The 26,998-nt window shown below is 65.3% G+C and carries 27 protein-coding genes; 16 read left to right on the top strand and 11 right to left on the bottom strand.

The features are described 5' to 3' along the window. On the bottom strand, window positions 1-882 hold the full coding sequence (locus C8J40_RS02270; RefSeq protein ID WP_132895596.1) for a Ku protein: 882 nt from the start codon (window positions 880-882) through the stop codon (window positions 1-3). A gap of 108 nt (window positions 883-990) precedes the next feature. Here C8J40_RS02270 and pdxH point away from each other — a divergent pair, with 108 nt between their 5' ends. The 3 genes from pdxH to C8J40_RS02255 are packed head-to-tail and all read left to right on the top strand — an operon-like array spanning window position 991 to window position 3,345. Further along, complete coding sequence (pdxH, locus tag C8J40_RS02265) at window positions 991-1,569, top strand: pyridoxamine 5'-phosphate oxidase (protein WP_132895595.1); 579 nt, start codon at window positions 991-993, stop codon at window positions 1,567-1,569. Continuing rightward, window positions 1,566-2,513, top strand: coding sequence for a cation diffusion facilitator family transporter (locus tag C8J40_RS02260; RefSeq protein ID WP_132895594.1), 948 nt, complete (start codon window positions 1,566-1,568; stop codon window positions 2,511-2,513). Before pdxH ends, C8J40_RS02260 begins: the two co-directional genes overlap by 4 nt. A gap of 40 nt (window positions 2,514-2,553) precedes the next feature. Then, window positions 2,554-3,345 carry a PhzF family phenazine biosynthesis protein gene (locus tag C8J40_RS02255; RefSeq protein ID WP_132895593.1) on the top strand — a complete coding sequence of 264 codons (792 nt, stop codon included), beginning with the start codon at window positions 2,554-2,556 and terminating at the stop codon, window positions 3,343-3,345. Window positions 3,346-3,582: 237 nt separating this feature from the next. On the opposite strand, the gene C8J40_RS02250 is transcribed toward C8J40_RS02255, so the two are convergent. Together C8J40_RS02250 and mnmA are read right to left on the bottom strand one after the other, a co-directional pair. Continuing rightward, window positions 3,583-3,831 (bottom strand): UvrB/UvrC motif-containing protein, encoded by a 249-nt coding sequence (locus C8J40_RS02250; RefSeq protein ID WP_132736428.1) that lies wholly within the window; start codon window positions 3,829-3,831, stop codon window positions 3,583-3,585. Between the two features lie 36 nt (window positions 3,832-3,867). Next, window positions 3,868-4,989 (bottom strand): tRNA 2-thiouridine(34) synthase MnmA, encoded by a 1,122-nt coding sequence (mnmA, locus tag C8J40_RS02245; protein WP_132895592.1) that lies wholly within the window; start codon window positions 4,987-4,989, stop codon window positions 3,868-3,870. 195 nt (window positions 4,990-5,184) lie between these two features. Here mnmA and C8J40_RS02240 point away from each other — a divergent pair, with 195 nt between their 5' ends. The 3 genes from C8J40_RS02240 to C8J40_RS02230 all read left to right on the top strand — a co-directional run bounded on the left by C8J40_RS02240 (window position 5,185) and on the right by C8J40_RS02230 (window position 6,166). Beyond that, on the top strand, window positions 5,185-5,412 hold the full coding sequence (locus C8J40_RS02240; protein WP_165911341.1) for a hypothetical protein: 228 nt from the start codon (window positions 5,185-5,187) through the stop codon (window positions 5,410-5,412). A gap of 103 nt (window positions 5,413-5,515) precedes the next feature. Further along, window positions 5,516-5,815 (top strand): DUF1153 domain-containing protein, encoded by a 300-nt coding sequence (locus tag C8J40_RS02235; protein WP_056412261.1) that lies wholly within the window; start codon window positions 5,516-5,518, stop codon window positions 5,813-5,815. Between the two features lie 93 nt (window positions 5,816-5,908). After that, on the top strand, window positions 5,909-6,166 hold the full coding sequence (locus C8J40_RS02230; protein WP_055881539.1) for a GlsB/YeaQ/YmgE family stress response membrane protein: 258 nt from the start codon (window positions 5,909-5,911) through the stop codon (window positions 6,164-6,166). A gap of 225 nt (window positions 6,167-6,391) precedes the next feature. Here the strand turns inward: C8J40_RS02230 and C8J40_RS02225 are convergent, their stop codons facing one another. After that, a complete protein-coding gene (locus tag C8J40_RS02225; protein ID WP_132895591.1) occupies window positions 6,392-7,132 on the bottom strand; it encodes an SIMPL domain-containing protein in 741 nt (246 codons plus the stop codon). A gap of 228 nt (window positions 7,133-7,360) precedes the next feature. On the opposite strand from C8J40_RS02225, the gene C8J40_RS02220 reads away from it, so the two are divergent. From C8J40_RS02220 to C8J40_RS02210, 3 genes are all read left to right on the top strand, one after another. After that, entirely contained in the window at window positions 7,361-8,539 is a 1,179-nt protein-coding gene (locus C8J40_RS02220; protein WP_132895590.1) for an efflux RND transporter periplasmic adaptor subunit, read from the top strand. Window positions 8,540-8,544: 5 nt separating this feature from the next. Next, on the top strand, window positions 8,545-11,775 hold the full coding sequence (locus tag C8J40_RS02215; protein ID WP_132895589.1) for an efflux RND transporter permease subunit: 3,231 nt from the start codon (window positions 8,545-8,547) through the stop codon (window positions 11,773-11,775). Between the two features lie 87 nt (window positions 11,776-11,862). Beyond that, window positions 11,863-13,131 carry a DUF445 domain-containing protein gene (locus C8J40_RS02210; protein WP_132895588.1) on the top strand — a complete coding sequence of 423 codons (1,269 nt, stop codon included), beginning with the start codon at window positions 11,863-11,865 and terminating at the stop codon, window positions 13,129-13,131. 187 nt (window positions 13,132-13,318) lie between these two features. On the opposite strand, the gene C8J40_RS02205 is transcribed toward C8J40_RS02210, so the two are convergent. Together C8J40_RS02205 and C8J40_RS02200 are read right to left on the bottom strand one after the other, a co-directional pair. Continuing rightward, window positions 13,319-13,822, bottom strand: a complete 504-nt coding sequence (locus tag C8J40_RS02205) for a hypothetical protein (RefSeq protein WP_132895587.1) — start codon at window positions 13,820-13,822, stop codon at window positions 13,319-13,321. A gap of 235 nt (window positions 13,823-14,057) precedes the next feature. After that, the gene (locus C8J40_RS02200; protein WP_207901124.1) at window positions 14,058-14,609 is read right to left on the bottom strand and encodes a TetR/AcrR family transcriptional regulator; all 552 of its coding nucleotides are present in this window, start codon (window positions 14,607-14,609) and stop codon (window positions 14,058-14,060) included. An 86-nt stretch (window positions 14,610-14,695) separates the two neighbouring features. Here C8J40_RS02200 and C8J40_RS02195 point away from each other — a divergent pair, with 86 nt between their 5' ends. Further along, the gene (locus C8J40_RS02195; RefSeq protein WP_132895585.1) at window positions 14,696-15,439 is read left to right on the top strand and encodes a glucose 1-dehydrogenase; all 744 of its coding nucleotides are present in this window, start codon (window positions 14,696-14,698) and stop codon (window positions 15,437-15,439) included. A 396-nt stretch (window positions 15,440-15,835) separates the two neighbouring features. Here C8J40_RS02195 and C8J40_RS02190 read toward each other — a convergent pair whose 3' ends face one another. After that, the gene (locus C8J40_RS02190; RefSeq protein ID WP_132895584.1) at window positions 15,836-16,201 is read right to left on the bottom strand and encodes a hypothetical protein; all 366 of its coding nucleotides are present in this window, start codon (window positions 16,199-16,201) and stop codon (window positions 15,836-15,838) included. A gap of 1,306 nt (window positions 16,202-17,507) precedes the next feature. Between C8J40_RS02190 and C8J40_RS02185 the strand changes: the two genes are divergently transcribed. Next, entirely contained in the window at window positions 17,508-17,921 is a 414-nt protein-coding gene (locus C8J40_RS02185) for a hypothetical protein (protein WP_132895583.1), read from the top strand. A 288-nt stretch (window positions 17,922-18,209) separates the two neighbouring features. Here the strand turns inward: C8J40_RS02185 and C8J40_RS02180 are convergent, their stop codons facing one another. Further along, a complete protein-coding gene (locus C8J40_RS02180; protein ID WP_243693165.1) occupies window positions 18,210-18,914 on the bottom strand; it encodes an HAD-IB family hydrolase in 705 nt (234 codons plus the stop codon). Window positions 18,915-18,976: 62 nt separating this feature from the next. Here C8J40_RS02180 and C8J40_RS02175 point away from each other — a divergent pair, with 62 nt between their 5' ends. The 5 genes from C8J40_RS02175 (at window position 18,977) to C8J40_RS02155 (ending at window position 22,905) form a co-directional block, all read left to right on the top strand. Then, window positions 18,977-20,086, top strand: a complete 1,110-nt coding sequence (locus tag C8J40_RS02175; RefSeq protein ID WP_132736411.1) for an ABC transporter permease — start codon at window positions 18,977-18,979, stop codon at window positions 20,084-20,086. Continuing rightward, entirely contained in the window at window positions 20,086-20,994 is a 909-nt protein-coding gene (locus tag C8J40_RS02170) for an ABC transporter ATP-binding protein (RefSeq protein ID WP_056484782.1), read from the top strand. Before C8J40_RS02175 ends, C8J40_RS02170 begins: the two co-directional genes overlap by 1 nt. After that, entirely contained in the window at window positions 20,994-21,956 is a 963-nt protein-coding gene (locus tag C8J40_RS02165) for an MlaD family protein (RefSeq protein ID WP_132895582.1), read from the top strand. The genes C8J40_RS02170 and C8J40_RS02165 overlap by 1 nt, the downstream gene beginning before the upstream one ends. A gap of 8 nt (window positions 21,957-21,964) precedes the next feature. Further along, the gene (locus C8J40_RS02160) at window positions 21,965-22,546 is read left to right on the top strand and encodes an ABC-type transport auxiliary lipoprotein family protein (RefSeq protein WP_132895581.1); all 582 of its coding nucleotides are present in this window, start codon (window positions 21,965-21,967) and stop codon (window positions 22,544-22,546) included. A 65-nt stretch (window positions 22,547-22,611) separates the two neighbouring features. Then, a complete protein-coding gene (locus C8J40_RS02155; protein ID WP_132895580.1) occupies window positions 22,612-22,905 on the top strand; it encodes a plasmid stabilization protein in 294 nt (97 codons plus the stop codon). A 139-nt stretch (window positions 22,906-23,044) separates the two neighbouring features. Here the strand turns inward: C8J40_RS02155 and C8J40_RS02150 are convergent, their stop codons facing one another. The 3 genes from C8J40_RS02150 to glgA are packed head-to-tail and all read right to left on the bottom strand — an operon-like array spanning window position 23,045 to window position 26,973. Continuing rightward, complete coding sequence (locus C8J40_RS02150) at window positions 23,045-23,881, bottom strand: CoA ester lyase (RefSeq protein ID WP_132895579.1); 837 nt, start codon at window positions 23,879-23,881, stop codon at window positions 23,045-23,047. An 18-nt stretch (window positions 23,882-23,899) separates the two neighbouring features. Further along, window positions 23,900-25,519 carry an alpha-D-glucose phosphate-specific phosphoglucomutase gene (locus C8J40_RS02145; RefSeq protein ID WP_132895578.1) on the bottom strand — a complete coding sequence of 540 codons (1,620 nt, stop codon included), beginning with the start codon at window positions 25,517-25,519 and terminating at the stop codon, window positions 23,900-23,902. Further along, window positions 25,516-26,973 carry a glycogen synthase GlgA gene (gene glgA, locus C8J40_RS02140; protein ID WP_132895577.1) on the bottom strand — a complete coding sequence of 486 codons (1,458 nt, stop codon included), beginning with the start codon at window positions 26,971-26,973 and terminating at the stop codon, window positions 25,516-25,518. The genes C8J40_RS02145 and glgA overlap by 4 nt, the downstream gene beginning before the upstream one ends. Window positions 26,974-26,998: the final 25 nt, after the last annotated feature.

Raw genomic sequence — 26,998 nt, 5'->3', positions numbered from 1 at the left:
CTATGCACGTTTCTTGGCTGGCGCTTTGGCCGCCGTCTTTGCCGGTGCGCGCTTGGCGGGGGCTTTCCTCGCCGGCGCCTTCTCCGCACTCCCCCCGCTCTTCTCCATCGACTTCTTCAACGCCGCCATCAGATCGACCACGTTCGACCCGGTCTTCCCGCCGGTATCCTTGTCCTCAATGATCTTCTTCCCGTTCGACTTGCGCTTGCGTTCGATCAGGTCCTTCAGCGCGTCAACATAGCGATCGTGGAACTCCTGCGGGTGGAAGTCTGCGCTGCGCTTCCCGATCAGCGCCTCGGCCAGTTCCAGCAATTCCTCGGACGGTTTGTCATCGGGAATATCGCGGAAATACCCCTGCGCCTTGTGCACCTCGTCGGCATAGCGGAGCGTCTCCAGCACCATGCCGCGCCCGCACGGCTTGAGGCTCACGACATATTCGCGCCCGCGCATCGCGAGCTGCCCCAGCCCTACCTTCTTGGTCCGCTTCAACGCCTCGCGCAGTACGATGAACGCCTCCTCCGCAAGATCGTCCGCTGGCACCACGAAATACGGCTTTTCGTAATAGAGCACGTCGATCTCGCTCGCGTCGACGAACTGCGTCAGCTCCAGCGTCTTCTTCGATTCCAGCTTCACCGCATCGATCTCGTCCTGCTCGAGCAGCACGTATTCGCCCTTCGAGACCTCATAGCCTTTCATGATCTCGTCGGCATCGACGGGCCCCACGCCCGTGACGACCTTGTCGTAATGGATCGGCTGGCCGGAGGGTTCGTGGATCTGCTTGAACGACACCGCGGCGCCGGATTTGGTCGCGGAATAGATCTCGACCGGGATCGAGACGAGGGCCAGCCGGATCTGCCCCTGCCAATATGCGCGTGCTGCCACTTGGCGTCCCTTCGTTGCGGAAACGATTCGATTACCTGGGTCAATCATCGGCACGGTAGAGTCGTTCCCAAGTTTCGTTCCGCGCCAAATCCCGCTAAGGCGCGCGGCATGTCAGACGATCCCTTCACGCTGTTCGATAGCTGGTACGCCGAGGCCAAGCAGTCCGAGCCGAACGACCCGAACGCGGTCGCGCTTGCGACGGCGGATGCCGAGGGCCGCCCGTCGGTCCGCATGGTGCTGTTGAAAGGCCACGGCCCCGACGGCTTCGTGATCTACACCAACCGCGAAAGCCGCAAGGCGGGCGAGATGGCCGCCAATCCGCAGGGTGCGCTGCTGTTCCACTGGAAGTCGCTGCGCCGGCAGATCCGGATCGAGGGTCCGGTATCATGGGCGACGGACGATGAGTCGGATGCTTATTTCGCCTCGCGTGGCCGTGATTCGCAGTTGGGTGCGTGGGCGTCCGAGCAGTCGCGGCCGCTCGACAGTCGCGACACCTTCGAGCAGCGCTTTGCCGCAATGACCGCGAAGTTCGAGGGCCAGGACGTGCCGCGGCCACCGCATTGGGGTGGCTACCGCGTGACGCCGACGCGGATCGAGTTCTGGCAGGACCGTGCGCATCGGTTGCACGAACGCCGGCTGTTTACGCGTCAGGACGGCGCCTGGAGCGAAGGATTGCTGTTCCCATGACCCAGGACGAACGTCGCCGGATCATCCCGCTTGCAACTCGCGCGGCGCTCGCCAGCGTCGCGATGGCGTGTTTCCTGCTGTTGCTGAAGGGCTTTGCCGCCTGGTCGACCGGTTCGGTGGCGATGCTCGGGTCGCTCGCCGACACCGCGCTCGACCTGCTCGCGTCGCTGGTCACGCTGTACGGCGTGCGGCTCGCGGCGACGCCGGCGGATCACGATCATCGGTTCGGCCACGGCAAGGCGGAGGCGCTCGCCGCGCTGTTCCAGGTCATGCTGATCACCGCGTCGGCGGTCGGCATCGCATGGCGCGCGATCCTGGCGTTCGGCGATCCGCAGCCTACCACCGGCGCCGATTTCGGCATCGGCGTGTCGGTGATCGCGATCGTCGCGACGGTGTTCCTACTCGCGTATCAGCGCCGCATCATCCGCCAGACCGGCTCGGTCGCGATTCTCGCGGACAACGTCCATTACCAGTCCGACGTGCTGCTCAACGGATCTGTCATCGTCGCACTGGTGCTCGATCAATATGTCGGGTGGAGCGGCGCGGATCCGATCTTCGGCATCGTCATCGCGCTGTGGCTCGCCTGGGGCGCGTTCCAGGCGTCGTCGAACGCGATCGACCAGTTGATGGATAAGGAGTGGCCCGAGGATCTGCGGTCGCAGTTCCTCGATGTCGCCGCGCGCCAGCCCGGCATTCGCGGCATTCACGATTTCCGCACGCGCCGTTCCGGCAGCCACGACTTCGCGCAGTTCCACATGGAGGTCGCGCGCGACCTGACGGTCGCCAACGCGCATGACATCGTCGAGGCGGTCGAGCGAAACTTGCGCACCGCGTTCCCCAAGGTCGAGGTGCTGATCCACCTCGATCCCGAGGGCCATGTCGACACTGACAATCCGCTGGTCGAGGCGGACGTGACGCCGCATTGGTTCGGCAAACGCGTCTGATCCGTTCGGGTTCTGCACGCGCGTCTGAGGGGCTCCAAACATGAGAATACCGTTCGCGCAGATCGATGCGTTTTCCGACACGCCGTTTGGCGGCAACCAGGCGGCGGTGATGCCGCTGTCGGCCTGGCTTGACGATGCCGTGCTGCTCGACATCGCGCAGGAGAACAACCTGAGCGAGACGGCGTTCATCGTAGCCTCCGACGACGAGGGCGTGGATTTCGACCTGCGCTGGTTTACGCCGGGCGCGGAGGTCGCGCTGTGCGGCCATGCGACGCTGGCGAGCGGGCATTTCGTGTTGTCGTCGGATACCGCGCTCGACCGGGTGCGGTTCCGGACGCGGCAGGCGGGGATGTTGGAGGTTGCTCGGGCGGATAGCGGGTATACGCTGGAGTTGCCGGCGTGGGGACCGAGTCCGAAGGCGATTCCTGAGATCGTCGCGGCGCTGAACATCGAGTCGCCGGTCGAGACGTTGTGGCACGAGAAGGGCTATGCGCTCGTGATCGTCGACGACGAGGCGATCGTACGTGATTTGAAGCCGGACTTCGCGGCGCTGGCGAAATTCCCGATCGTCGCGATCGTCGCTGCGCGGGGGGAGGCGACCGACATCGTGAGCCGCGTGTTTACGCCGTACTACGCGATCGACGAGGATCCGGTGACGGGTTCGGCACACGCGGTGATGGTGCCGTATTGGGCGCCTATGCTGGGCGACAGCTTTACCGCGTATCAGGCGAGTGCGCGGGGCGGGAAGCTGACGTGCCGGTTGGCGGGGGATCGGGTGGTGCTTGGTGGATCGTGTGTGACGACTATCGAGGGGACTTTCCTGCTTCCGTAACGGTGCCTATTGCCTAGCTCATCCGCGGGAGCTGTCACCCGCCTTCATCCGTCACCCGCTTCCATCCGTCACCCCAGCGAAAGCCGGGGTCTCCCACGGGGCAGATGACGGGAGTCCCATGCTGATATCCCAGCTTTCGCTGGGATGACGGGGTGGGGATGACGGGGTTGAGGGATGACGGGGCTGGGATGGCGATGTGGTGGGGGTGGGGACTTCTACCTCTTCCCTTTCCGTTCCCTACCGCTTGCGCCCCTTGGTCATCGGGTCGGGCTTCTTCGGTTTCACCCAGCCCGGGGGCGGCGTCATGCGCTGCTGGCTGGTGCCGAGGCCCATCGCGCCCGGCTGTTGGCGGGTCAGCCCAGCCGTGTCCGCGACCTCGCCGCCACCGCGCAGTACACTGATCTCATCGCGCAGCCGGCTCGCGGTTTCGAAGTCCATCGCGGCGGCGGCGGCTTCCATCTGGCGGCGCAAGGTTTCGATATCCATGCCGCCTCAACGCACCAAGCCCGCAAAGGGCACGCGTCAGGCGGCGACCAGTGCCGCCTCGGTGTCCGCGATCCAGCCGCCGCCGAGCACGCGCTCGCCTGCATAGAGTACCGCCGCCTGCCCTGGCGCGACGCCGTATTCGGGTGCGTCGAACACCACGCGGTCGCCGATCAGGCGGGCGGGGACGGGCTTGGCCATCGACCGGACCTTGGCGGTCAGCGGTCCGGTGAAGTCGCCGCCGAGCCAGTTGATGTCGGTCATCCGCGCCGCCTCGACCGCGAGTGCGCGACGGGGGCCGACGACGACTCGCTTCGTGGCGGGTTCGACGCGGACGACATAGAGCGGCTCGGGACTGCCCCCGATCTCCAGCCCGCGACGCTGTCCCACCGTGAAGTGGATCAGGCCGCGATGCTCGCCGAGCTTCGCCCCGCCGAGATCGACGATATCGCCCGCCGTCTCCGCAGCCTCGGGCCGCAGCTTCTTCACCAGCCCCGCATAATCGCCATCGGGGACGAAGCAGATATCCTGGCTGTCCGGCTTGGCGGCGACGCCGAGCCCGAGTTCCGCCGCGATCTCGCGGACGCGGGCCTTTGGCAGGCCACCCAACGGAAAGCGCAGATAGTCGAGCTGGCTCTGCGTGGTCGCGAACAGGAAATAGCTCTGGTCGCGTGCCGGGTCCGCCCCCCGGTGCAACTCAGCCCCGTGCGCGCCTTCGACTCGCCGGACATAATGCCCGGTGGCGAGGCAATCCGCACCGAGATCGCGCGCGAGCTTCAGCAGGTCGGTGAACTTCGGCCCCATGTTGCACTGGACGCACGGGATCGGCGTACGCCCGGCGAGATATTCGTCGGCGAACTTGTCGACCACCTGCTCGCGGAAGCTGGTCTCGTGATCGAACACGTAATGCGCGATACCGAGTCGGTCGCACACCGCGCGGGCATCGCGGATGTCGCGACCGGCGCAGCACGAGCCTGCACGGCCGACCGCCTCGCCGTGGTCGTAGAGCTGCAACGTCACGCCGATCGTCTCGGCGCCGGTAGCGTGCGCAAGCGCGGCGACGACCGAGCTGTCGACGCCGCCGGACATCGCCACGACGATGCGCTTTCCGGCCGCGCCTGCACCGGCAGGGGGCCCGAGCTGAAAATCGGTCTGATCCATGGTCACCACATAAGCGCGACGGCGTGCGGTTGCAAAAAGATGCGGCGGCTAACGTATATCAGGACGAGTTGACGGAAAAACGCGACCGACGATTGCAAAAAGGCGACAAGTGCACGAACTTTTTTGTCGAGTTTTACGGTCCCTTCACCCCCTCGCGCTAAACCGGGCATCCCAAGAGTAAGCGCGAGTATCCCGTTGGACCTGAGTTTTCCCCGTTTCGATCGCGACGCAGAGGTCACCGTACTTCCGGGTGACCTTGCGGTCCTGATCGTCGGGATCGCCGTCCGCCAGGCAGCGAGCCCGACTGCGGTGGTGCAGGCCAGCTTCGCGCGAACGACGGTCGACCCAAAACTGTTCGCGCCGCTTCACGGCGCGTTCAACGGGCCGATGGCAGCGGCCTTAACCCGGTGGAAGGACGAGTGAAGATGCTGTTTACCGCGGCGTTTCAGCCGATCTTCAAATCCTGCGACTATGTGTCGTGCGTGCGTATCGATAGGGGGCCCCCCGCCCCGATCAGAGGTTTCAAATGATCGAGAACCAGAAAATCCGTCCCGGCAAGGTCATTGGCCCATTGGGCGAGCAACTGACGCTGGATACCCTGCCGCCGCCCAGCACCACGCGGTGGGTAGTGCGTCGCAAGGCCGAAGTGGTCGCGGCGGTGAATGGCGGGTTGCTCAGCGTCGACGATGTCTGCGCCCGTTATGGTCTCACGGTCGAGGAGTTCGCCAGTTGGCAGCGCGCGATCGACCGATCGGGCATGCCGGGTCTCCGGGTTACGCGGATACAGCACTATAAGTCGTTGTACGAGCGCCAACAAAAGTATTGAGGGCTAAAACTCAAAACGCGGGCGGAACAAAAAACGCCGCTCGCTCGTCTTTCCGCCATCGCCCGGATACGGGTTCAACGGAGGGAAAATATCATGGGTCTCATTCTTTGGCTGATCATCGGCGGCGTCATCGGCTGGATCGCTAGCATGATCATGCGCACCGACGCGCAGCAGGGCATTTTCCTGAACATCGTCGTCGGTATCGTCGGCGCCTTCATCGGCGGCCTGGTCCTGTCGGGTGGTTCGATCAACAACGCACCGCTGACGCTGACCTCGTTCCTGGTCTCGCTGCTGGGTGCGGTTGTCCTGCTCGCGATCGTGAACCTCGTGCGTCGCGGTAGCGTCCGCTAAGAGTTCGCATCGTCACGCGAAGTAAAAGGGCCGTCCGGGTAACCGGGCGGCCCTTTTTCGTGCGTGCGTTGTTTGCCGCATCTCCCTTGCGATCCTCCCCCGCCAGGGGGAGGTGTCGCCGAAAGTGACGGAGGGGGAGGACACGGAGCAGACGTTGCCCTTTCCTCCCCCTCCGTCTGGCGAGCGCCAGCCACCTCCCCCTGGCGGGGGAGGATCGTAGGCTCGTCAGTTCAGCAGGAACCGCACCGACAGCGTCACCGTCACGTCCTTTTCGCCGGGCGCGATCTGCGTGCTGTCCTTGGCCATAGCGCCACGCATCATCGCCATCATCGGTTGCGGCGAGCCACCGGTGTCCTGCCCCGATTCGGCGATCGAAACGATCCGCGCCACCTGCAACCCGGCGGCCTTTGCGTAGAGATCCGCGCGGCGCTTGGCCTGCGCGATCGCGTCGGCCCGCGCCTCGTCGAGCGCCGCCTCGGGCTTGTCGATCGACAGGTTCGGCCCGTCGATCTGGTTCGCGCCCTGCGCCACCAGCGCATCGAGGATCGTGCCGGACTTGGCGACGTCGCGAAAGCGGATCGAGACGGTGTTGGTCGCCTGGTAGCCGGTGATGACCGGCGGCTGGTTGTCGGCATAGCGATATTGCGGCGAGAGCTGCACCGACGAGGTCGCGATATCGCGCGGCGCCACGCCGGCGCGCTTGAGCGCGTCCAAAACCTTCGTCATCCGCTGCGCATTGTCGGTGAGTGCGGCGGCGGCGGTCGGCGACTGCGAGACGACGCCTGCGCGAATCGTCGCGAGATCGGGAACGCGCGTCGTCCGACCCTCGGCAGACACGTCCAGCACGGTGCCGGCGGCGGGCACCATCGGCTCGACCGTGGTCGGCGCTGTCTGGGCGATCGCGCCGGCGGCAGGCAGGATCGCGGCGACGCCAGCCAGGGCGGTCAGGAACGATGCGGTCTTCATGATGGTCTCTCCCGTGGAACTCGGTCTGCGTGTCGCCCGGCACGGTTCAACGCAAGCTGAACGTCTTTCCAATTTGCCAAAGCGCATTGCGGATAGATCGAAATCGAAGCATGTCTGTGACCGGCGCTCGTCGAAAGACTTGAGCACGGTGACTTATTCAGATAACACAGCGTATGAGCGATGGTGCGGGTCGAGGCAAGACCGGTCGAAAGTGGGATTGTGGCGCGCATGAATTACGAGACGAAGATGGTCGGTAACGAGAGCGAAGAGCATCTGGCGTTGCCGGATTATAGCGCTCCCTCGCACCGCCGTCGCAACATCATCATCGCTGTTCTCGTGGTGCTGGCGATCGTCGCCGGGGTCTATGCCTTCAAGTCCGGCAAGAAGGACGCCGCGGCCGCAGCGCCCGGATCGCAGCTGCCGACCGTGTCGGTGGTCGTGCCGGGGCGCCAGTCGGTCGATCGGACGATCTCGGCGACGGGCACGCTGGCCGCGCGCCGCGAGATGCCGGTCGGTGTCGCGGGCGAGGGCGGGATGATCACGCGCGTGCTGGTCGAACCCGGCACCTGGGTTGCCGCAGGGCAGGTGCTGGCGACGGTCGATCGCTCGGTCCAGACCGAGACCGCCGCGTCGCTCGCCGCCTCGGTCAGCGTCGCGCGCTCGGACGAGACGATCGCGCAGGCCGAACTCGATCGCGCCAAGCAACTCGTCGATCGCGGCTTCATCTCGAAGGCCGATCTCCAGCGCAAAGCGGCGACCCGCGATGCCGCGGCGGCGCGCGTGAAGGTGGCGCAGGCGACGCTCGGCGAGGCGCGTGCACGCAACGGCCGGCTCGATATCCGCGCTCCCGCCGCCGGCCTAGTGCTGACCCGCGGCGTCGAAGCCGGCCAGATCGTCGGACCATCGGCGGGCGTCCTGTTCCGCATGGCGATGGGCGGCCAGATGGAGATGCGCGCGCAGTTGAGCGAAGCCGATCTCGCCGGACTGCATGTCGGCGCGCGCGCGACGGTCGTGCCGGTCGGCACCACGCAGGGCTATCCGGGCGAAGTGTGGCAGGTCTCGCCGGTCATCGATCCGCAGACCCGTCAGGGGATTGCGCGGATCGCGGTCAAATATGATCCCGGCCTGCGCCCCGGCGGATTCGCCGCCGCGACCATCGTCGGCGGCGTCACGCAGGCGCCGCTGCTCCCCGACTCCGCGCTGCAAAGCGACGAGAAGGGCAATTACGTCTATATCGTCGGACCGGACAACAAGGTCGCCCGGCGCAACGTCAAGATCGGCCAGGTCTCCGATGCCGGCGTGACGATCGTCGGCGGGCTCGACGGCTCGGAGCGCGTCGTCCAGTCCGCGGGCGGTTTCCTCGCCCCCGGGCAGGCGGTCAAGCCGATCACCAAGAAGGCGAGCTGAGAGCCATGAACTTCCGCAACATCTCGGCCTGGTCGATCCGCAATCCGGTTCCGCCGATCGTGCTCTTCCTGGCCCTGATGCTTGCGGGCGTCGTCAGCTTCATGCGGATGGACGTCAACCGCGATCCCGACATCGATTTCCCGATCGCGGTCGTCGTCGTCAACCAACCGGGCGCCGCGCCGACCGAGATGGAGACGCAGGTCACGCAACGCGTCGAGGCGGCCGTGCGCTCGCTTCAGGGCATCGACGAAATCAACTCGACCGTTACCGAAGGCAATTCGGAAACGGTGATCCAGCTCACCATTGGCACGCCGATCGACCGCGCGGTCAACGACGTCCGCGACGCGATCGCGCAGATCCGTAGCGACCTGCCCGACGGGATCCTCGAGCCGCAGGTGTACCGCGCGAACACCAGTGGCAACGACGTCGCGAGCTTCGCGGCGATCACCACCGACATGACCGTCGAACAGCTCTCCTGGTACATCGACGACACCGTCACCAAGGATCTGCTGTCGATTCCCGGCATGGCGACGATCAGCCGCAACGGCGGCGTCAGTCGCGAGATTCGCGTCATCCTCGATCCGCTCAAGCTCCAGAGCCAGGGGCTGACCGCAAGCCAGGTCAATTTGCAGTTGCGTCAGGTGAACCTGAACGCGGCCGGTGGTCGGGCCGAGATCGCCGGCTCCGAACAGTCGATCCGCGTGCTTGGCAATGCGCGCGACGCCGCCGATCTCGGCCAGACCCAGATCAACGTCGGCAATGGCCGTACCGTGCGCCTGGCCGACATCGCGCAGGTCCGCGATCTCTATGCCGAGCAGCGCAGCCGCGCGACTGTCGATGGACGCCAGGCGATCACCTTCGATTTCCAGCGGGCCAAGGGCGCGTCCGACGTTACGGTCTATCACGCCGCGGTCGAGAAGCTGCGCGCGCTCGAAAAGCGCAATCCGTCGGTCAAGTTCGTCCAGCGCTACACCAGTACCGACTATACCGAAGCGCAGTATGAAAGCGCCATCCATGCGATGATCGAGGGCGCGATCCTCGCCGTCATCGTCGTCTTCATCTTCCTGCGCGACTGGCGCGCGACCGCGATCTCGGCGCTGGCGATCCCGCTGTCGGCGATCCCCGCCTTCTGGTTCATGGACCTGCTCGGGTTCGACCTGAACGGCATGACGCTGCTCGCGCTCAGCCTCGTCGCGGGCGTGCTGGTCGATGACGCGATCGTCGAGATCGAGAACATCGTCCGGCACATGCGAATGGGCAAGTCCGCCTACCAGGCATCGATCGATGCCGCCGACGAGATCGGTCTTGCCGTGCTGGCGACGACGATGGCGATCGTCGCGGTGTTCCTGCCGGTCGCGCTGATGCCGGGTATCGCCGGGCAGTTCTTCAAGAATTTCGGCCTGACCGTGGTCGCAGCCGTGCTGATGAGCCTGGCGGTCGCGCGCCTCGTGACGCCGATGATCGCCGCGTATTTCCTGAAATCGTTCGGCCATGCCAGCCACGGCGAGGGCCGGATCATGGACTGGTATGTCCGCACGCTCCACTGGACGCTCAACAGCGACAAGGCGGCGGCGTGGCGCGCCCGTGGTGGCATGCGGAAAATGTTCAATCGCGTGATGGATCACCGGATGTGGGCGATCGGTGCCGGCGTGCTCGCCTTCGCGCTGACGCTGTTCATGTTCACCGTCATCCCCTCGCAGTTCCAGCCGACCCGCGACGAGGATGATTCGTCCGCACAGATCGAGATGGTGCCGGGCACCACGCTGGCGCAGACCGATGCGGTGGTTGCGCGTGTGAGCGAGATTCTCCGCCGACAGCCCGAGGTAACGACGGTCTATGCGCGGACCAGGGTCGGCAGCGGTTCGGTGACCGCCAATCTTCGCCCCGATCGCAAGGAGACCTCGGTCGAGTTCGAACGCCGGATGGCGCCGCAGCTCACCGCGATCCCCGATGCGCGCGTGTCGTTCCGCTCGCAATCGGGCTGGGGCAGCAGCGGTCGCGACGTGACCGTCGTGCTCGGCGGCAGCGATCCCGCCAAGCTGCAACAGGCAGCGGACAAGATCGTCGCCGAGATGGGTTCGCTGAAATCGCTGACCGCACCGCGCGTGTCGGGCGGCATGCAGCGCCCGGAAATCGTCATCCGCCCGCGGTTCGATCTCGCCGCCAATCTCGGCGTGACCACGCAGGCGCTGTCGTCGGCGATCCGGATCGCGACGCTCGGCGATATCGACCAGAACTCGGCGCGCTTTTCGCTCTCCGATCGCCAGATCCCGATCCGCGTCGCGCTCGATCAGTCGGCGCGGACCAGCCTGTCGACGATCCAGAACCTGCCCGTGTCAACCGCATCGGGTGGCTCGGTACCGCTCAACCTGGTTGCGGATATCGGCCTCGGCTCGGGTCCGACCAAGATCGACCGCGTCAACCAGCAGCGCCAGATCACGCTCGGCGCTGATCTCGCGCCCGGCGTGGTGATCTCGGACGCGATGAAGCAGGTTCACGCGCTGTCGTCGATGAAGAATCTGCCGGTCGGCGTCAGCGAACTCACGCTCGGCCAGAGCAAGTGGCAGGCCGAGATGATCACCAACTTCATCACCGCGGTGATCGCGGGCACCTTCCTCGTGTTCGCGGTGCTGGTGCTGCTGTATCGCCGCGTGTTGCCGCCGTTCGTCAACATGGGGTCGTTGCTGCTCGCGCCGCTCGGCGGGTTGCTGGCGCTGTGGGCGACCGGACAGCCGCTGTCGCTGCCGGTGTATATCGGTCTGCTGATGCTGCTCGGGATCGTCGCCAAGAACTCGATCCTGCTGATCGATTTCGCGCTCGACGAGATGAGCAAGGGCGTAGATGCGTTCACCGCGATCATCGATGCCGGGCACAAGCGCGCACAGCCGATCGTGATGACCACGGTCGCGATGGTCGCCGGCATGGTGCCGACCGCGCTGTCGCTCAGCGGCGATTCGTCGTCGCGTGCGCCTATGGGAACGGTCGTGATCGGCGGCCTCGCGCTGTCGACCTTGCTGACGCTGCTGATCATCCCCGCGGCGTTCAGCCTCGCGGTCGGGATCGAGCGCTATGTCGGGCCGCGGCTCGGTCGTCGCCTGCTCACCTATCGTCCTGGCGACAATGGCGACGAGGTGATCGGGATCGCCGGGCCCAATCCGGGGCCGCTGCTCGGACCCGCGACCGGCAAGCTCGGCCACGGCCGCGATCACGGTGACGGCACGCAACCCGCCGAGTGAGTCATCCCCGGCACGCCCCTCTGCACCCGGGCACCCGAACCGCCGCAGCGGCGTGAACATTCGGGGCGCCCGGGGATTGTTACGGGCATGACGCTTTTACCCCGTATGCGCCCGGCCGGCGAAGCCCCCCCGCCGGCGCTCGTCCGCATGCGGATCGTCGCCACCGGTCTGCTCGTGTTCATGGCCGCGACGTTCTTCGTCAGCCGCGCGCTCGTCCCCGTCCACCCGGCGTTCGGGTTCGTCCGCGCGTTCGCCGAGGCGGCGATGGTCGGCGGTCTGGCGGACTGGTTCGCGGTCACCGCGCTGTTCCGGCATCCGCTCGGCCTGCCGATACCCCACACCGCGATCGTGCCGCGCAACAAGGACCGGATCGGCGACACGCTCGCGCAGTTCCTCCGCGCGAACTTCCTGATCCCCGTGGTCATCGCGCGCCGCACCCGCCGGCTCGACGTGGCGGGGGCGATCGCCCGCTGGCTGACCGATCCGCCCGAAGGGGCAGGGGGCCGCTTCCGGCAGGGGGCGTCGAAGCTGGTCGCGCAAGTCCTCGAAGGGCTCGACCCGGCGCGGCTCGGCGGGATGGTCAAGGCGGGGATCGGCGCACGCCTGCGCGCCACCGAAGTCTCGCCGATCCTCGGCCAGTTGCTCAAGGCCGCGATGGCCGAGCGCCGCCACGCGCCGCTGCTCGAAAGCGCGATCCGCTGGGCGGCAAAGACGCTGGCCGCGAACGACCACCTCGTCCGCGCGATGGTCCACGACAAGGCCGGCTCGATCCTGCGCTGGACCGGGCTCGACACGACCGTCGCGGACAAGCTGATCAGCGGCTTCGACAAGCTGCTCGCCGAGATGGCCGAGGACCCCGAGCATCCTTTGCGTCTGAAGGCGGAGGAGGGACTCGATCGCCTAGCCTGGGATCTCCAATACGACCGCCGCATGCGCGAGCGGGTCGAGACGATGAAGAACGACCTGCTCGACAACCCGGCGATGCAACGCTGGCTCGACGGCCTGTGGGAACAGGCGCGTGGCGCGCTGCTGGCGATCGCCCGCGACCCCGAGCGCGCGATGGCCGGCAAGCTCGGCGACATCCTCCGCCAGCTCGGCGAGACGTTGCAGCACGACCCCCGCATGTCGCGCACGATCAACCGCTTCGTGCGTCGCGCAGCAGTCGGCGCGGCGGCGGATTACGGCGACGGCATCGTCAAGCTCGTGTCCGAAACGGTGCGCAGTTGGGATGCCGACACGATCACCAGCCGCCTGGAGAACGCGGTTGGCCGAGACCTGCAATATATCCGGGTGAACGGCACGATCGTCGGTGGGCTGGTCGGACTGGTGATCCACAGCGTCGACGTGCTGTTGTGACGGGGGCGGCGTAGGATTGTTTGGATTGCACGCGGAACGGCAGTTCTACAGGTATGGTCCGGTCGTCGGTACCTGTTTGGGTTAAGTAAGACCTCGAGAGGTTGGCGCTGAAAACGGATCGAGACGGGATGGCGTTTGCCGACATCGAATGCCTGGATTGGGAAGAAAAGCAGTCGTTCCCGATCTGTCAGTAGACGATCGATGTCCCCCGCTTGAGCGGCTTAGGCGGCGTCGGCGGACGTAGGCCGGCGGCACGATAGTCGGCAGCTACCGGCTTGAGATCGAGGGCAGCTTGGTAGCAGCCTTCCAGCGGCCGATCGGTGAGCCCTGCCGCCTCCCAGAATTTCTGCCCGGCTGCGGTCGACAGAGATCTCCGGACGTCCGCGATCTCGGCAGTCGACAGTCGGCGCGCTATCCCATCCATCGCACATGCCGCAACCGCAGTGTCCAACTGGCTCGGGTTCGCGGGCACACGGTGGGCGATTATCGGTTTTAATCGGTCGTATGCACCCAGATAGATCTTGGTCACCGACAGCCTCGGACTCGGCCGCATGCCGATCGTGTAGAGCGCCTGCCTCGTTGCTTCCGCCACGGCGCTGTCGATCGCCTGCTGCTTCGTAAATTCTGCCGGTGGATGATCCGCCCACAACTGGATGGCTGCCGCAAGGCTGTCGGCTGGCGGTGATGGCACGGGTGGGGCCGACGAAGCTTGCAAAAGAAAGGCGAGCAGCTGAAGCATTCGCCGTTCGTGCCATACCCGAGCCGATGTCCGCAACTGGACGATTGCAGAACGGCCGGGATGGGCAGGAAAGCGGACTAGCTGCTTTCAGGACAGCGGGTGGCGATAGCCGACATTGGGCAGATGCCGGCTTTGCCGAAAAGGATCGGAAAACGAGAATATCAGGCCCTGCCGGCAACCGGACTTGTCAACGCACGCGCATGCCGTTGAGGAGCAGGTCCACCAGGTGAGCAATGCGCGGCATCGGAACGCTGTCCTTTTCAACCGCGATGGCTATCGCGCTCACCACACAGATTATGTCATCGAAGCTGGCGTCCGCACGAACGATGCCAGCCTCTTGAGCGCGCCGAAGCAGTCGCCGACCTTCCGCGGTGATCGCGTTACAGCCAGGCGTGCCGTGTTGGATGACCGTCCCTAGCGAAGCAGCAAGGCTTTGATAGACGCTCGTGTTCATCGCGAGATCCTCAAGAAACTGGCGCATCGCGTCTCCGGGATCATCATCCCGATCTCGCGCGCGACTCGTCTCCGCAACCGACGCAAACCGCTCGTTGCTCGTGGCCGCCAAAAGCGCTTCTCGCGTCGGGAAGCGGCGATAGAGTGTGCCGATCCCGACCTTGGCTCGCTTGGCCACCTCTTCCAGCGGGACGCTTGCACCTCGTTCTAGGAACGCTTCCTCTGCCGCGATGAGGATGCGTTGGCGGTTTCGTTCCGCGTCGGCACGTAGGCCAGCCTCAACCAAGATTATTCCTTCCATGCCTTGCGAAGTGGAGGATGCCTCCGTATTACAAGTGGAGCAATCCTCCATTTGCGCGAAAGATTCATGTGATGACGAAGCGGTTCGAAGACAAGGTCGTGGTGATTACCGGCGGTAGTGACGGCATCGGGTTGGCATCCGCGCAGCGCTTCGCGCAAGAGGGTGCCCATGTGTACATCACCGCGCGGCGACAGACGTTGCTCGATCAGGCGGTCAGCCAGATCGGTCACGGTGCGATCGGCGTACAAGGCGACGTCACGAACCTCGCCGACCTCACGACACTTTACGAGCGCGTTGAGCGTGACCACGGTAAGGTCGATGTCGTGTTCGCCAATGCCGGCATGCACAAGCCCGTTCCGCTAGAGTCAATTGAAGAAGCCGATTTTGATTCGACGTTCGGCCTCAACGTGAAAGGTCTGCTTTTCACCGTGCAGAAGGCACTGCCGCTGATGACACAAGGGGGCGTGATCGTCCTCAATGGCTCGATCGCTGGATCCAAGGCGTATCCGGGCCAGTCGCTCTACAATGCCAGCAAGGCGGCGGTTCGCTCCTTTGCACGAAGCTGGACCATTGATCTGAAGGAACGCGGCATCCGCGTGAACGTCGTCTCGCCCGGTGGCACCGAGACGCGTCTTATTCGGGACTATTTCGACGCAACACCGGGAGCTGAAGAAGAGGTAATCAAGGGGGTTCCACTCGGGCGCCTAGGACGCCTCGAAGATGTCGCGAGTGCCGTGCTGTTCCTCGCGTCGAGCGAAAGCAGCTTTGTCGCGGGCCATGAGCTCTTCGTGGATGGCGGGGTCGCGGCGGTCTGACCGTGTGCGGGATTCGTACAGCCCTACTGGCGTCTGGCAGTTCTAGGCAAACGATCGAATTAAGATCACATCGTGCGCCTTGTTCGCATGCTCGCCTCGGCTTCGGGCCGGCAGTTCATCTGCCTTCCCTTAAAGGAACCCATAGCGGGACAGTCGCCCTGGCGAGTACGGCGAGAGCCGCCCGGGGCGCCGCCTTTCCCAAAATCTGTTCCCGATTGCTCTTTCTCGAAATAGCCTGTCGGAGACTGAGAAACGGGAAAGATTGCGCTGAACGAATGGCCGTTATCGGGAGCGCGGATCGCCGGCCTGAACCTCCGTGTGTTGGCGGAAGCCGCCACTGAGCCAAAATCGCTTCTCGGAATGATGATCGCGTCAAACAGGCCGTGCGTTTGGTGGCTACCTAGGTGTGAGCTTTCCGGAGCGAACGTGGCGCTTGCAATCCCAGGCGAGCATGCCGTTCCAAGTTGACCACTGCGAGTTGACGACTTTTTCATTTGCCACCAGTGCCGACACCCAGATTTCTTCCCGGGGAACCTTGCCGTGATTTGTCGCGACCATGCCGCAGGTGTAATCGCCGGCAGCGCTGGCAACGAGCCGGTAAGGCCATTTGAAAGTCACGTCTTTCGCGTTGGGCGCCTGGCTCAGAAGTGCAGGCTCAGCGAGCGCGATGAATTGCTCCATCGCCAGCTCGGCTCCGCTATCTGTCCTAACCGGTGCCGCTTGTGACGCGGCCAGCATGGTTGCGAGAATGTAGGCTATCATGTCTCTTCCCTGCATGCCCGTTGAGCAGCATCATTTTGGCGAACAGGCATTACGACTAATAGGCCTTGAACTATCGTTTACTACCAAATTGCTGAATAGGCGCAGCCTGAACGAACAGCAGCTTTCGTGATTGTCCGCGAGCCTCCCGAACGACCAGAAGTGGGCGGAAGCGGAATGCCGGGATGGGAAGGTTAGCGAGCGTCCCCTTGCAAGCGGCCTATTCCGCGGGCTGACGGTATTCGAGCGGAACAGGTTTGAAGATGGCAGCTAACGCGCATCCTAGAACCAAGCCCGTCAAGACTAGCGGGCTGAAAGTTGCGTTGCCTCGAATCATCTCGATCGCACCGGTCACGGCAAGCCAAGTGACAACCAGCAGAAACAGCCTTGCGAAGAACATCCGTAGTCGTGGGGGCATCCGGTTTTTCAGCCGCCTGGTCCAACTCGACATCGATAGCTCCCGTTGATCCAAAGATATGTCATACGCAGGCAACTTCCGCAATTGAGCGGAAAAAGAACGGCCGGGATGGAAGGGGAAAGCGGTCAGGCTACTTTAGGCTTCCGGTAAGCGACAGTGCTCGGAGTCGGCTCGGCTTAGTGCCCGCCGATACCATCCCGGAAGCCGTGACCAAAGTCGCGTACAGCGTCTTTCAAGCCACCATATTGCGTGATCGCCACGAGGACGAGCGCTGCTGCAATCAAGAGGCGCTTTGGTCCAGCCCGACGAGGTTCATCAGTAGCGTTCATGGTCTGGTTCCCCACCTATAAAACCGCGTTACTCTATGCCTGCGGCAGATCGGGGGCAACCGATACGCGGCCAACATCGTCCTGCATCCTGAATGAACGACGGCTTCCAGGCGCCGCGATACGGCGCTGAACGGCGACAATCGGGCGGAAGCGGAATGGCCGGGATGGGAAGGTTGGCGGACCGTACGCTTTGGAGCGGCGTTCAGTCAGAGTAGCCGTTGGTTCAAGGCCCGCCCAATCTGCCGCTGAACGTTCGCACTGCCTTCGTTTGCGCTAGCCGAGCTGCCGCGCGTTGTCGTCCTCACGTGGCCCAAGCTTCTCCAGTACCTCCGCGATCTGCATAGCTACCGGTGGTAGGTCCAAACATCTGCCTGTGGCAACGTTCAAGTCTTTTCGCAGGCGATGATCGGGCAAATGGAATAATTAAGGCATGGCTAATATATGATCTGGATCAATACCTACGCTGTCTTACTCTTCGATTTCTTGAAGCATTTCTATCGGCATTGTCGACATCCCGCGATCAGTATAAATGGACGTATAAATATTAGGGGAGGGCGAAGAAATGCGCGGATTTTTCCTTATTTTTATTGCGTCTGTTTTCGCATTTTCAACCGGCGCACTGGCTCGGCAAGCGGGGCAGGGAACTGGGCCGAACAATAGCGGTCCCGGGGAATTCAACCGTCAGCAGAATTTCCGAGATTTCCAAGTAGGTGTTGTCGACTCCAATCGATTGACCATGCGGCCGGTCCCGGTATCGCCGGGGGACATCGTGCAGGGGCTGGAGGTCCATGACGCAAAAGGTCTTGTCATCGGCAAAATCGGAACCGTCAGTAAAGGCTTTGCGACCGTGACGAGCGCGGTCGGTAGCGTCGAAGTAGACTTTCCGTCCTTTGCAAAGAACAAGAACGGGCTTTTGATCAATATACCCAAGAGCAAGATCGACGCTTTGATGGTACGCGGGCATCCGGCACCGTGAGGTGCCGATAGCGACAGGCGCGATCAGCGGAACATTCTATAGCCGTCAGTCTCGGTGCGCGCCGAACCATGCGCCCGCCGCCCGCATTACGCCGCCTGCCCCAATGTCGCATCAGCCCGTTCGACCATTGCGTCGGCAATTCCATACTCAACCCCGTCGATCTTTGCGGGTTATCAATACGACCAAGAACACCCGCTAGTGGCAAATGGGATCGTTGCGGCGAACGTCCGACTCCGGGCGTTAGCGATCACGTAGGTTCTGGCAGCGGTCCCTGATCGCGCAACGGAGCTACCGCTCCCAATCCGGCGTCGGCCAGCCCTTAGCCTTTGCCAGCAACCGCAAAGGCCCATGTGCATTCACCGCGAAGGGTTCGTCCGCCCATTCGAAGGTCGGGGCGTCCGATACATGGTCGGAATAGAAGCGGATGTGCGCCGTCTCTCGCGCGATGCCTTCGCGGTTCATCCAGGCCTGGATCATCCGCAGTTTTGCCGGGCCGTAGCAGTTCTCGCCTTCGATGCCGGCGAGCAGCACGCCGTCGCGGTCGCGCAGGCTCTCGGTGCCGATCACCGCGTCGAAGCCCAGTCGCCGCGCGATCGCCTCGACGTAGAATCGGTACGACGCGGTCGCCATCACCAGCCGGTATCCGGCGGCGCGGTCTGCCTCGATCTGCGCGCGGGCGCTCGCGAACACGCCGTCGCGCATCACGCGGTCGGCGAACGCTTCGGCCGCCCGGCGTTCTTCGGCGGGGGTCATGCGCTTGCCGAGCATCATCCGCTGCATCAGGTATTTGAGGCGGCCGCGGCTGATCAGCTTGCCGACATAGCCGAGCGCGGCGACTCCGGCGAACGGGACGAGCGCCAGCCGCCACGGCGCGCCGCCTTTCTTCGCGGTGTGGAGCAGGAACGGCGTCCAGGTCGGCGCGTGCGTGATCGTTTTGTCCATGTCGTAGATCGCGAGGCGGACGGACGGGGCGGCGGAAGGCAATTCGGTCATCGTCGCGACTTACGCCGCATTCATCTTGCCGATCCAGTCACTTTGCCGCAAAGGTGCCCCCGATGAGCGCGATGGCCGATTTTCAGCAGGACGGTGCCGATACCGGCACGCTTCGCTTTACCGGCGATCTGTCGCTCGCAAAGATCGGCAATCTGCCCGATCGGCTCGAGGCGATCGACGCGGCTTCGGTGAAGCATGTCGACCTGAGCGGGGTCGACCGGATCGACACGATCGGCGCCTGGGTCGTCCACCGCTTCGCTGCGCGCAACGATGCGACGATCGACGGGCTCGATGCCAACGACCAGGCGCTGTTCGATCAGGTCGTCGCTTCCGATCAGCCGCTCGCCGCCAGGCCCGCCAAGGTCAACGCGGCCAGTCGCGTGCTCGGCGAGATCGGCGATGCGATCGTCCTGTCGGGCAAGACCATGCTCGGCCTGCTCGGGTTTCTCGGCGCGACCACGATCGCGTTCGGCAGCGTTATCCGCCACCCGCGCCGCTTCCGCTTCAACGCGGTGGTCCAGCGGTTCGAGGTGGTCGGCGTCGCCGCGCTCGGCATCGTCGGGCTGATGAGCTTCCTCATCGGCATGGTCATCGCCCAGCAGGGCGCGGTCCAGTTGCGGCAGTTTGGCGCAGAGGTGTTCACGATCAATCTCGTCGGCCGCCTGACGATCCGCGAACTCGGCCTGTTGATGACTGCGATCATGGTCGCCGGCCGCTCGGGCTCGGCGTTCGCGGCACAGCTCGGCACGATGAAACTGACCGAAGAGATCGACGCGATGCGCACCATCGGCGTGTCGCCGATGGAGGCGCTGGTGCTGCCCCGCGTGCTCGCCGCGATCGTGATGATGCCGCTGCTCGGCTTCTACGCCTCGGTGATCGCGATCATCGGCGGTGGCCTGCTGTGCTGGGTCCAGCTCGGCATTCCGCCGGTCACCTTCATCGCGCGTATCCGCGAGGTCGTGCCGATCACCGATCTCTACATCTCGCTGATCAAGGCGCCGGTGTTCGGCGCGATCATCGCGATCGCGGGCTGCTTCCAGGGCATGCAGGTCGAATCGGACGCCGAACAGGTCGGCCTGCGCACCACGTCGGCGGTCGTCCAGGGCATCTTCCTGGTGATCGTCCTCGACGCGTTCTTCGCGGTGTTCTTCACCTGGTTGGGTTGGGACTGATGCCCCGCAAGACGGACAACAAGACAGACGACTTCATCATCTCCGTGAAGGGGCTGAAGAACGCGTTCGGCGATTCGGTGGTGCACGAGGGGCTCGACCTCGACGTGCGGCGCGGAGAGATCCTCGGCGTCGTCGGCGGATCGGGTACCGGCAAATCGGTGCTGATGCGCTCGATCATCGGCCTGCAGACTCCGGTCGCGGGTGAGATCACGGTGTTCGGCGAGCCCAATATCGGCCGCGAAGAGACCGAGGCGACCGAAATCCGCAAGCGTTGGGGCGTGCTGTTCCAGGGCGGGGCGCTGTTCTCGACGCTGACGGTGGCCGAGAACGTCGAAGTGCCGTTGCGCGAATTCTATCCGGACCTGTCGCCGGCGCTGCTCGCGGAAATCGCGTCGTACAAGGTGGTGATGACCGGTCTGCCCGCCGACGCCGCGAACAAGTTTCCCGCTGAGCTTTCGGGCGGCATGAAGAAGCGTGCTGGCCTTGCCCGTGCGCTGGCGCTCGATCCCGAATTGCTATTCCTCGACGAGCCGACCGCGGGTCTCGATCCGATCGGCGCGGCGGCGTTCGACGGGCTGACCCAGTCGTTGCAGAAGACGCTCGGGCTGACGGTGTTCCTGATCACGCATGATCTCGACACGCTGTATGCGATCTGCGACCGGGTCGCGGTGCTGGCCGACAAGAAGGTCATCGCGGTCGGCACGATCGACGAATTGATCGCGCTCGATCACCCGTGGATCGAGGAATATTTCAAGGGGCCCCGCGGTCGTGCCGCGGTCGCGACGCAGGAGGCGCACGAGCGCGCCGACGAGCAAGCGGCCCGACATCCTACTGAAGTCCAGTCCAAGCAGTCCGCGCCGGACGACGCCGACGCGACATACGCCGAGAAAGAAGCAAGGACGCGCTGATGGAAACCCGTTCGAACCACGTCCTAGTCGGCGCCGTCGTGCTGATCCTGCTGGCTTTGCTGGCGCTGTTCACCGTGTGGATCGCGCGGTTGGGCGGTAAGGAAGAGAAGGAATACGACATCTTCTTCCGCCAGTCGGTCGACGGGCTCGCGCGCGGCTCTGCCGTCGTGTTCTCGGGCGTGCCGTCGGGCCAGGTAAAGACGATTTCGCTGTGGAAGAACGATCCTCAGTTCGTCCGCGTCCGGATCAGCGTCAACGATGAGACGCCGGTGCTGCAGGGGACGACCGCATCGATCTCCGGCGTCGGCTTCACCGGCGTCAGCCAGGTGTCGCTTGACGGCGCACGCAAGGGTGCGCCGGCAGTCTCCTGCCCCGACGTCAACGGCCAGCCTTGCCCGTATGGCGTCCCGGTCATCCCGACCAAGCAGGGCGGCCTTGGCGCGATCCTGAACTCGGCACCGCAGTTGCTCGAGCGTCTGTCGACGCTGACCGAGCGCCTGACCGGGTTGCTGACCGATCGTAACCAAGCGTCGATCGCTGGCATCCTCGAGAACACCAACCGGCTGACCGATGCGCTCGCCGACCGTGGTCCCGAGATCGCCGCGACGCTCGCGCAGACCCGCGTCGCGATCCAGCAGGCGGGCGATGCCGCGCAGCAGTTCGGCGTGCTGGCCAAGACCACGAACGGGGTCCTGTCCGAGGACGTGAAGCCGGCGATGGCGAACCTGAACAAGGCGATCACCTCCGCGCAGCAGAGTGCCGAGACGCTCAACGCCGCGATCGGCGACGCGCGGCCTGGTCTGCAGGCGTTCTCGAAGACGACGATCCCCGAGGCCAACCGTCTGGTCCACGACCTGCGCACCACGGCGGCGGCGCTCTCGTCGGTTGCCGAGAAGGTCGACCAGCAGGGGGCGAGTTCGCTGATCGGGCAGCAGAAGCTCCCGGATTACAAGGGTAAGTGAGGCACGCCATGAAGACACCGTTCATCCTGATCGCGATGCTGCCACTTGCCGGGTGCATCAGCTTCGGCGCGAAACCGCCGCCCACGCTGCTGACGCTGACGAGTTCGTCGTCGGTGCCGGTCGGCCAGAACCAGGATTCGGCGACTGCGAAGTCGATAACGATCCAGGTGCCGGTGGTGCCGCAGTCGCTCGCGACCGCGCGCGTGCCGGTGCAGGCCACGCCGACGTCGATCGCGTACGTGACCGATGCGCAGTGGGCGGAGCCCCCGGCGCGGCTGTTCTCGCGGCTGGTGTCGGACACGGTCGCATCGCGGACCGGGCTCGTCGTCCTGTCGACGGCGCAGTCGATCGGCGATCCGGGCGGGTTGCTCGGGGGCGAACTGCGGTCGTTCGGGCTGGATGCGACGACGCGCGAGGCGGTCGTGACGTTCGACGCATCGCTGACCCGCGCGGGCAAGACGTCGGTCGAGAAGCGCCGCTTCGAGGCGCGTGTGCCGGTGTCGGCGATCGATGCGACCTCGGCTGCGGCGGGGATCAACCAGGCCGCGAACCAGGTCGCGACCGAAGTGGCGGACTGGATCGGCCGTTGAACGCCCCATCGCTCTGAACGTGGCGTCGCGCTGAGCGTTGTGGCTCTCTGACGAGGAGAACTGCGATGCCCCAGGGCGACAAGGACGCGTACACCGACAAGCAGAAGCGCAAGGCTGCGCATATCGCGGATGGCTACGAGGCGAAGGGTGTCCCCGAGCCCGAGGCTGAGGCGCGTGCCTGGGCTACGGTGAACAAGGATTCGGGCGGGGGTAACAAGTCCGGCTCGGGTCGGGAGAAGCCCGATACGCATGCGTCTTCGCAGGAGGGCGGGAAGCGGGCGGCCGGGCGTAGCGATGCGGCGAAGTCTGCGGCTGCGAAGAAGGGCTGGGAGACTCGGCGGAAGAAGGCGAACGGCTGACAAGGCTTGGTCCTCCCCTGCAACGGGAGGTGGCAGTCTGTAGGACTGACGGAGGGGTATCGCGCTGTCGACAGGGTTTCACGCCTCCGTCTGGCAGGCGCCAGCCACCTCCCCTTGAAGGGGAGGATCGAAGTCTGCCTCAATCCGCCAGCATCGCTTCCGCCTCGGCCAGATGCAGCCGCTCGACCATCTGGCCATCCAGCCGGATCGCGCCCTTGTCCGCATTTTCCGGCTTGGCGAACGTGGCGACGATCAGGCGTGCCCTCGCCAACTCCTCCTCGCTAGGAGCGAAACCCGCGTTCGCCGCCTCGATCTGCGACGGGTGGATCAGCGTCTTGCCATCGAAGCCCAGCATCGCGCCCTGCGCGCACTCGACCGCGAAGCGCGGCGCATCGTCGAGCGCGTTACAAACGCCGTCCAGCGCGACGATCCCAGCCGCCCGTGCGGCCATGACGGTTGCTGTGAGCGCGGGCATCAGCGGCGTGCGATCCGGCCCGAGACGACACCGCATCTCCTTGGCGAGATCGTTGGTGCCGGCAATCAGCGCCGTCAGTCGCGTAGCTGATGCGGCTTGGGACAAGGTCGGCAGCGACAGGATCGCGGCACAGGTCTCGATCATCGCCCAGATCGGCGGGCCATCTTCGCCAAGCGATGCCCGAACGGTTTCTAGATCTACGGGGTACGACACCTTGGGAACGAGTACCGCGCCGACGCCGATCTCGCGCACTGCCGCGACGTCGTCCGCGTACCAGGGCGTCCCGAGGCCGTTGACGCGCACTACGAGTTCGCGCGAACCGAAACCGCCTTCGCGGACCGCCTCGACCACGCGGTCGCGTGCTGCGGTCTTTTCGTCGGGCGCGACGGCGTCTTCCAGATCGAGGATGACGACGTGGCAATCGAGCGTCCGCGCCTTGGCGATGGCGCGGGCGCTCGAGGCGGGCATGTAGAGCGCGCTGCGGCGGCGTCTGATCGTCATGCAAGCGGCCGTTGCGGATCAGGTGACGACGTCGGGCGCGGTGCGGCCGGTGTGCTGGGCGATGACGGCTATCGACTCTGCCGCGGTGACGATGCTGGCGAGCATCTCGCCGGTGTCGCGGTCGAGGTTGCCGCCGACGGGCTCGTAGCGTTCGAGGTAAACGCGCAGCGTCGCGCCGGTGGTGCCGGTGCCTGACAGGCGGAACACGACTCGGCTGCCGCCTTCGAACAGGATGCGGACGCCCTGGTTGCGGCTGATCGAGCCGTCGGTCGGGTCGGTGTAGGCAAACTCGTCCGCGGTCTCGACGGTGAGGTCGCCGAACTGCTGGCCGGGGAGGGTGGCGAGGCTGGCGCGCAGGGCGGCCATCAGCGCGTCGGCGCGCGGGGTCTCGACGCCTTCGTAATCGTGGCGCGCGTAATAGTTGCGGCCGAACTTCGCCCAGTGATCGTGGGCGATCGTGTCGACGCTTTCGCCGCGGACGGCGAGGATGTTGAGCCACAGGAGGACCGCCCACAGGCCGTCCTTCTCGCGGACATGGTCGGAGCCGGTGCCCGCGCTTTCCTCGCCGCAGATCGTCGCCATGCCGGCGTCGAGCAGATTGCCGAAAAATTTCCAGCCGGTCGGCGTTTCGTAGGCGGTGATGCCGAGCGCTTCTGCGACGCGATCGGCAGCGGCGCTGGTCGGCATCGAGCGGGCGATGCCCTTGAGACCGCTTGCGTAGCCGGGTGCGAGGTGAGCGTTGGCAGCCAGCATCGCGAGGCTGTCCGAGGGGGTGACGAAGCGGTGCTTGCCGATGATCAGGTTGCGGTCGCCGTCGCCGTCCGAGGCTGCACCGAAATCAGGCGCATCCGGCGCCATCATCGTCTCGTAAAGCGCGTGCGCGTAGACGAGGTTGGGATCGGGGTGATGGCCCCCGAAATCGGGCAAAGGCTCGCCGTTGCGGACCGTGCCCGCCGCGAAGCCGAGGCGGCGTTCGAGGATCTCGGTCGCGTAGGGCCCGGTGACCGCGCTCATCGCGTCGAATGCCATCGTCAGTTTTGCCGCCCGGATCGCGTCGAAGTCGAACAGAGTCTCCATGAGCGCGGCGTAGTCCTCGACCGGGTCGACGACCTCGACGGGCATCGCGCCGACGGTGACTTCGCCGTCGCTGTCGAGGTCGATGTCATCCGCATCGACGGTCAGCCAGCGGTCGATCTTGAGCGTGCGCGCGTTGATCGCGTCCGTCACGGACTCAGGGGCGGGGCCGCCGTTGGCGATGTTGTACTTGATCCCGAAATCCTCGTCGGGACCGCCGGGGTTGTGGCTGGCCGAGAGGACGAGGCCACCGATGGCGCCACGCTTGCGGATCATGTGGCTGGCCGCCGGGGTCGAGAGAATGCCGCCGCGGCCGACGATCACGCGGCCGAAGCCGTTCGCCGCCGCCATCCGGATCGCGACCTGGATGACTTCGCGGTTGAGGAAGCGGCCGTCACCGCCGATGACCAGCGTCGCGCCGGCCTTGTCCGCCACCACGTCGAACACGCTCTGGACGAAATTCTCGGCGTAGTTCGGCTGCTGGAAGACCTTAACCTTCTTGCGCAGGCCCGACGTGCCGGGCTTCTGGTCGGTGTAGGGTGTGGTCGAGACAGTGCGAATCATGCGGGCTCCAGGAGCTTGGCGTAAAGGTTTGCGTAGCGGCGGCCGCTCTCGTCCCAGGAGAAGTCCGCGCGCATCGCGTTGCGCTGCAGCATGGCCCAGCGATCGGGGCGTGCATAGAGGGCGAGCGTTCGGCGCAGCGCGTGGCTGAGCGCTTCGGGCGTGACGCCGTCGTGCTGCACGCCGGTGGCGACGCCGGTGGCGGCGCCGGCGGCGATCGCGGCTTCGTTGGCGTCGATCACGGTGTCTGCGAGTCCGCCGGTGCGCGCGACGACGGGGATGCACCCGTAGGCGAGGCCGTAGAGTTGCGTCAGGCCGCACGGCTCGAACCGCGACGGGATCAGGATCGCATCGGCGCCGCCTTGGAGCAGGTGCGAGACGGGCTCGTCATAGCCGATGCGGACGCCGATCCGGCCGGGGTGGCGTTCGGCGGCGGCGAGGAAGGCAAGTTCAAGCTCTGTGTCGCCCGAGCCGAGCAGTGCGAGACGGCCGCCGAGCGCAACGAGTTCATCGAGCGCGCCGGCGAGGACGTCCATGCCCTTCTGCCAGGTGAGGCGGCTGATGACGGTGAAGATCGGACCGTCTTCGGTATCGAGGCCGAACAGGGTTTCGATCGCGCGCTTGTTGGTCCGGCGGCGAGTTAGCGTGCGTGCGGTGTAGCGGGCGGGGAGGGAAGCATCGGTTTCCGGGTTCCAGACGGCGGGATCGATGCCGTTAACGATCCCGGTAACGCGGCCGGCGCGGTCGTTGATCAGGCCTTCGAGGCCCATGCCGAATTCGGCGCGGCGGATTTCGGCGGCGTAGGTCGGGCTGACGGTGGTGATGGCATCGGCGGCCTCGAGTCCCGCCTTGAGATAGCCGACGCCGCCATAATATTCGACGCCGTCGAGCGCGAAGGCGATGTCGGGCAGCGCGAGGTCGGCGAAGATGTCGTAGCCGTAGCGGCCCTGGAACGCGATGTTGTGGATCGTCACGACGGTCCTGGCGGGCTTGGCCGGGCCGGGGGCGTAGCGCAGATAGGCGGGGGCCATCGCCGCCTGCCAGTCGTGCGCGTGGAGGATGTCGAAACTGTAGCCGGGGACGACTCCCGAGGCGAGATCGGCGGCGGCGCGGCTGAAGGCGGCGAAGCGGCGCCAGTTGTCCGACCAGTCCGCGCCGGTCGCGTCGCCGTACGGGCCACCGCCTCGGGCGAACAGTGCGGGCGCGTCGAGGACCAGCAGCGCGTGGTCGCCGATCTTCGCTTTCAGGATGCGGGCTTCAGCGCCGAGGAGGTCGGCGTAGCGGTGGACGACCTTGGTACGCTTGGTGACGGCGGCGAGCGCGGGGTAGCCGGGGAGGAAGGTGGTCAGCGCCACGCCATGCGGCGCGAGCGCGGCCGGGAGCGCGCCGACCACGTCTGCGAGACCGCCGGTCTTGATCAGGGGGTAGGCTTCCGAGGCGACGGAGAGGACGCGCATCAAATCCTCCCCGGCACGGGGAGGG

The organism is Sphingomonas sp. PP-CC-3A-396 (assembly GCF_004343105.1).
Lineage (GTDB): Bacteria > Pseudomonadota > Alphaproteobacteria > Sphingomonadales > Sphingomonadaceae > Sphingomonas.
This window is presented reverse-complemented; position numbering and strand designations above follow the sequence as displayed.